Source organism: Pseudomonas sp. 30_B (assembly GCF_017491605.1).
Lineage (GTDB): Bacteria > Pseudomonadota > Gammaproteobacteria > Pseudomonadales > Pseudomonadaceae > Pseudomonas.
This window is the reverse complement of sequence record NZ_JAFGYY010000278.1, coordinates 1-469: the sequence shown is the minus strand read 5'-3', so window position 1 is coordinate 469 and position 469 is coordinate 1. Positions and strand designations below refer to the sequence as shown.

Below are 469 nucleotides of genomic sequence, written 5' to 3'. Positions count from 1 at the left end.
CGTTCGGCGAAAGCCTGAACCTTCATCAGATGAGTCGTTACAGCCCGGACAAAATTTTGATGGACGCACTGCAATGAAGCTTGCATTCTTTACGCCGTTTCATCCGGCATGCGGCCCCGGCTTCATGTCGAAGGCCGTTGTCGAACATCTGAAAGACTATTTTGATGTTACGGTCTTCTATCAATGGCACGCTCTACATCAGCCTTACGAGGTTGAAGACGTCAGCGTTCGTATCATCGAAGACGATATGGACATGGAGCCTGTCGCCCGGGAGTTCGACGCGGTAATTTACAACCTGGGCAACAATGAAGAGAACCACTACTCTATCTTCCAGTGCCTGAAGAGGTTGCCGGGTATCGTCGTGCTGCACGATTTCGTGATGCAGCACGGGATCGTCAACGACCTGTTCAATCGTAAACAAAAATCCGATCTGTACTATTGGTTGCTGGCGGCGCTGTACGGAAAGGAC

At 50.7% G+C, this 469-nt stretch carries 1 protein-coding gene; it reads left to right on the top strand.

The features are described 5' to 3' along the window. Positions 1-73: 73 nt before the first annotated feature. The coding region (locus J5M67_RS28275; RefSeq protein WP_207888654.1) for a hypothetical protein at positions 74-469 on the top strand (396 nt) is incomplete at its 3' end.